The organism is Thermoactinomyces sp. CICC 10521, from assembly GCF_016055135.1.
In the GTDB taxonomy this organism is placed as follows: domain Bacteria; phylum Bacillota; class Bacilli; order Thermoactinomycetales; family Thermoactinomycetaceae; genus Thermoactinomyces_A; species Thermoactinomyces_A daqus.
The window spans coordinates 1-4,532 of sequence record NZ_JAECVZ010000061.1 but is presented as its reverse complement, the minus strand read 5'-3'; the positions used below and the strand labels follow the sequence as shown (position 1 = coordinate 4,532).

At 38.6% G+C, this 4,532-nt stretch carries 6 protein-coding genes and 1 pseudogene; all 7 read left to right on the top strand.

The window, feature by feature from the left end; genetic code table 11:
• A partial coding sequence (locus I8U17_RS17745) for a hypothetical protein (protein WP_198059959.1) occupies positions 1-277 on the top strand: 277 nt, incomplete at its 5' end.
• 8 nt (positions 278-285) lie between these two features.
• Positions 286-627: an RHS repeat-associated core domain-containing protein gene (locus tag I8U17_RS17740; protein ID WP_198056591.1), complete on the top strand. Its 342-nt coding sequence runs from the start codon at positions 286-288 to the stop codon at positions 625-627.
• A 1,017-nt stretch (positions 628-1,644) separates the two neighbouring features.
• A pseudogene (locus I8U17_RS17735) lies at positions 1,645-1,734 on the top strand (helix-turn-helix domain-containing protein); the annotation flags it as partial.
• 669 nt (positions 1,735-2,403) lie between these two features.
• On the top strand, positions 2,404-2,841 hold the full coding sequence (locus tag I8U17_RS17730; protein WP_198059958.1) for a DUF6884 domain-containing protein: 438 nt from the start codon (positions 2,404-2,406) through the stop codon (positions 2,839-2,841).
• Complete coding sequence (locus tag I8U17_RS17725; RefSeq protein WP_198059957.1) at positions 2,842-3,342, top strand: hypothetical protein; 501 nt, start codon at positions 2,842-2,844, stop codon at positions 3,340-3,342.
• Positions 3,339-3,959 carry a hypothetical protein gene (locus I8U17_RS17720; RefSeq protein ID WP_198059956.1) on the top strand — a complete coding sequence of 207 codons (621 nt, stop codon included), beginning with the start codon at positions 3,339-3,341 and terminating at the stop codon, positions 3,957-3,959. Before I8U17_RS17725 ends, I8U17_RS17720 begins: the two co-directional genes overlap by 4 nt.
• A gap of 268 nt (positions 3,960-4,227) precedes the next feature.
• Entirely contained in the window at positions 4,228-4,482 is a 255-nt protein-coding gene (locus tag I8U17_RS17715; protein WP_198059955.1) for a hypothetical protein, read from the top strand.
• Positions 4,483-4,532 lie beyond the last annotated feature (50 nt).

Genomic DNA, 4,532 nt, shown 5'->3' with positions numbered 1-4,532 from the left:
CAGCGATGGCAGCAAAACCTATGTCTACGACGCGGCCAACCACCTGATTCAGGTGAAAGACAGCAGCGGCAACACCATCGCCTCGTTCACCTACCGGGCCGATGGCATGCGCAAAACCATGACCACCGCTTCTGGCACGATCACGTTCCACTATGACCAGAACAAGAACGTGTCTTATGAGACGGATCAAAGCGGAGCCGTCGTCGCCAGCTACACCTATGATGACGACAATCTGCCTGTCAGCATGACCCGGGGTGGGAAACTACCAATTAATTGACCGTGGGGATGTCGTGGCACTCACCGATAGCACCGGTGCCGTGGACGTATACCTACGATGCCTTCGGCAACCTCGTCAGCCAAACGGGTACCGTCGTCAACCCCTATACGTACGCGGGTTATAGATATGACAAGGAAACGGGATTGTATTACTTGCAAAGCCGGTACTACAATCCGGATACAGGAAGATTCTTGACGAGGGATACGTTTGAGGGTATTCCAAGTGATCCATTAAGCCAGCATAAGTATATATATTGTCAAAACAATCCTGTGAACAATATTGATCCAAATGACATTCGATGGTTGGCCGTTACCTGGCAGCCGCTATACGCCATGTTTTCGCAGGGGTAGTAGAACTTTACGCTGGTTTAGCGTGGCTTGAAAACAGGCCTCAATCATATTATTATAGCTACCTTAAAAAAATAATTGCTCGGGTACTATCGAGGATTTTAGACTGGCAATGCGTGTATTACCATTTGAAATAGAAACAGGTCAATTGGAGCTAGCAGCAGTTACAATTGGATCAATTATAGCCTATGCTTATTACGCCCCATTCCATACGTATATGGCAATCCGTAATTTTTATCAGGCAGCAAGAGATATAAGGATAGCTATTCGATATGCATGGTTAAGTTGGTTTTAAAATATAGTCATTTTAGTCGAATAATTAGACACAGCCCGAAACAGGCTGTGTCTTACTAACATTTCAAGGTAAGGTGAGCGTGGATGATGGATGACATTTTTGTAAGCTTGCTATATTTGATAGGGATTATTGTTTTGACAGTAATCATTATTTTATATTTTGTCGGTTCTTTAAAAACCCGTTTAGGAATAATAATGGTCCTGATTTATTATGTTTGGTTTGTTTTTTTATCTTTGTTTTTCGAATATCTGGATTGAGATGTGGCATTATTTTGTAAAAAAAGGAATATGATTCTTTATCTGATGACCTTTTCCTTTTGTTTTGCGAAATTTATTTAATGGTATTTTTTGTAAAGAAATTGAAGGAGGACACTGGTTCGGATTGATGTTTGACTGTTCGCCGCCTAAGATGAGATGGCCGGAGATAAGTTCATAAACTAATCAGAATGGGAATGCTGGCTGGAATGTAGAAAATTAGATTAAATGATAATTATTCACCTATAAAAATAGATCGATCCGAAATAATGAATAAGATTTAATTGAATTAAAATCCACAGTAAAAATAAGATGTGGATTAATTTGGAGCTAATCGACGAACAAAAAGCAATGAATGATCGGCCAAACCTGTCCATAATAGGATAAGATGTCTCGTCATTCTGGATTAATTTAAGTTCATATTTTGACCAGTATATCTACATAAAACTGTCCCAAAGTTTGCAAAAGGTACGCATCAGTAACGTCATGCAAAAGTTAAATGTGAAAGGACGATCTCAAGCCGTTGTGGAGTTGGTAAGATTGGGCGAATTAAAGATATAGTCTGCATGTGACCCTGCCGCATTTGCAAAGAAGGCAGGGGTTTTTATGTGGGGAAAAAGGCCGAATGGATTAAGATGTCAGTACAATGTTTGACCGGGTGGAGATTTTTGCAAATCAATGAAGAGGAAGCCTAAGTCATGCGGAAGATCTTCGATTGGTACATACTTACGGGTGAGGTTTTATGCGGGTCACCAGCGAATGAAACCGGTGAAAAAGTGGATTCGGAGAAATGCTTGATAGGATGGTAATGAGATGAAAACAGATGAACACTGAGCTAATTGCAGCAACCTACTGTTTATCGGCTATTTTGAGCTTTTACCTATATAAATTAGCAGAAAATACTTTCTCTTTAAAAGTACGAAAAGTTGTTTCAGGTAAATTTTTAGAAGAGGGAGGTCGACGTCCCTACCCACTGATTCATTAGAAGTTGTTTTCCTGAAAACCATAAAAAAGCTTCTTCCTACGAATAACTTTATTGTAGAGTAGAGAGTTAATACTACTAATCATTTTTGAAAAGTCCCTGTGGTGGGGCTTATTTACCTAGAGACTCTTTTTCAATTAGACTTGGGGAAACTTCAAATTGAATCCAAAAACCTTGGGTTATGTTTTCTGGTTTTTCTCCAAGGGGATCGTACCGTTTATTGAACTCTTACAAAGGAGAGGCATGTATTGAAAATTGGCTTCATTAGTTGTACCAAAAAGAAAAAGGGATTTTCTTGCCCGGCAGAAGAAATGTATTCAGTTTCGGCCCTGTTTCAAAAAGCTTACTCATACTGTAAAGACCATTATGACAAAGTGTATATCTTGTCAGCCAAATACGGGTTATTAAAGCCAGATCAAGTAATTGACCCCTATGATCAAACGTTAATCAGCATGAAGATATGGGAGAAAAAGGAATGGTCTGAACGTGTTTATAAGCAGTTTTTGAGTGAGATGCAATTTAACGCTTGGGATTGGAGCAAGATTCAATTGATTGCCTTTCACGCTGGCAGTGAATATAGAAGATTCCTAGTCAATTATTTTCGGGATAAAACACTCGTCTCTATTCCGCTTCAGGGATTGGCAATAGGGGAACAACTCAGTTTTTATAAGAGAGAAGGGTATTGAGTGAATGAAAGAGCAGAGTGTGATCAAAAACGTTTTTTATTCAACAAATGGTTAAATCTATATTTACATTCTTACTCCCTTCCTTTGTTTGAGAAAGGAGAAATAATAGACGCCAATGCTATTCAAATGAAAATAAAAAATAAAGTTACCAATTATGAAGTGTTCAATAACAGCATTTATATGTTGCTTATAGAATTGGATCGGGCTTATGTTCCTGTTTATATAGGAAAAAGCAAGAATCCCCTTATTCGTTGGAATAGTCATATTAAGTCATTGATTAATGGAAAAGGTTCCTATCAAAGATGGCGTTCTCTTCTTTTGGCTGAGGATGAAACAGTCAAATATCCGGCTTTTTTAGTTATCATTCCGGACCAAAAGATAAACTCTCCCGTTATTCCAGGTTTTCCGTCAACAGTAGGAGCGGTTGAATATCAGCTCATTAGCCTTGCTTCCGATGTATATCCAGAATACCTACTTAATTTGGAGGGGAATAGAAGATGATTAATCTGTTGGAGTGGTTGCTTCAAGTACCGGATTATCGTTTTGAACCATTGTTTGAGACAGATGAGAATCTGCAGGTGAAAACAAGGATCACAAAAAGTGAACGAAAACTTTTAAAAAGAAGTGAAAAAATGGAAGAAGCCGTTATTTCGATTGTGGAAAAGGGATTATCCGATGAAGAGTGGGAAGGATTGTTTTATATTATGGGGAAGGGTGAGCTAAATAGATTCCGACCTATATACGTTGGAAAGGCTGAAAAGAAGGGAACCAAAAACGCCATTAGTGAGAACATACGAAATATAAGAACAGACAAAAGCAAATTTGCGAGATGGGGAGATGGAACGGCATATCATATTGGGGGTCTCAGCCAGGTATTATTTCAATTTAAGTCATATCAACCTCCGACAAAAAAATATACAAGATGGGCAAATGCCTTATTTAGCTCGTTTGATCCGCCAATTTTAAAAGAGCCAATATATTTATATGTTGCTCCATGGTATTCAACTTTAAGAGGGCCTTCAGGGTTCATCTGTTCTTTACCGGCAGTGGAGAAGGAAATTATTTCTCTTGCTTCAGAGCAATTTAAATCGACGTTACTAAATGTGGATGGTGTATAATTAATCATTTTGGGTTGTGAGGAGGATGCTTGAATCGAAACTGTTCTGTCAACATAGGGTGAGTAGTCAACGACCGTGGATGGCAACGGGGTTACCGCAAATCGATGACTTTGTAGAGTTATAAGGAAGAGCATCGACTTCCCTATCGGATTGGTGCCTACCTTCCAGGTAGAAACTGGGACAATATTCTTTGCATTTTTGTATATGATATTCAGTTAAAGCTTATTTCAGAGGAATGAAATACCTTTTTATGATGAGGAGATCGGTGATGAAATTATTTTATATTCCTATCACTGATAAAAAAAGTATTGAAAACTATAACAACACCATTGTTCGCAGGGTAACTAAAAACGGTGAAGATATAAAACATATTTTACCTAGAGAATTTGGTGCTAATACCTTTGGTTTATGGGGATTTAAAGAAGGAAAGAGCAATGACCTACACTATAATAACATTCAATCTGGTGATGTACTTCTTAATGAACCCCAAAAGTCCAGACATTTTAAGCCGCATTTGAGGTAAAACGTTGACGGAACTCCTTTGGAGACAGGTACCCCAACGCAGAGTGTGGC

Bases quoted from the DNA above. Each gene is read 5' to 3' on its own strand.
- I8U17_RS17740 (WP_198056591.1), top strand. From the start codon at position 286: ATGTCGTGGCACTCACCGATAGCACCGGTGCCGTGGACGTATACCTAC.
- I8U17_RS17720 (WP_198059956.1), top strand. From the start codon at position 3,339: ATGATTAATCTGTTGGAGTGGTTGCTTCAAGTACCGGATTATCGTTTT.
- I8U17_RS17715 (WP_198059955.1), top strand. From the start codon at position 4,228: ATGAAATTATTTTATATTCCTATCACTGATAAAAAAAGTATTGAAAAC.